1 pseudogene is annotated in these 272 nt (G+C 62.5%); it reads left to right on the top strand.

Annotation, left to right across the window (positions count from 1 at the left end):
- Positions 1-272, top strand: a pseudogene (locus HWE01_RS22695) (DNA ligase-associated DEXH box helicase); the annotation flags it as partial.

Genomic DNA, 272 nt, shown 5'->3' with positions numbered 1-272 from the left:
AACCTGGGCTTGGCCAATCTGATTGCCTGGCGGGTCAGCCGTGCACAACCGCTGTCGGTGTCGATTGCCGTCAATGACTACGGATTCGAACTCCTCAGCCCTGCCAAGGTGGACTGGGCCAGTCACCTGCCGCAAGCGCTCGGCACCGGGGATCTGCTGGAAGATGTGCTGGCCAGCCTGAATGCCGGGGAAATGGCACTGCGGCGCTTTCGTGAAATTGCCCAGATTGCCGGGCTGGTGTTTGGCGGCTATCCCGCCGCGCAGAAGAGCAC

This window comes from Herbaspirillum sp. C7C8, assembly GCF_022627875.1.
GTDB lineage: Bacteria > Pseudomonadota > Gammaproteobacteria > Burkholderiales > Burkholderiaceae_D > Herbaspirillum.
Note: the sequence above shows the minus strand (reverse complement) of the source record. Positions and strands in the feature narration are given on the sequence as shown.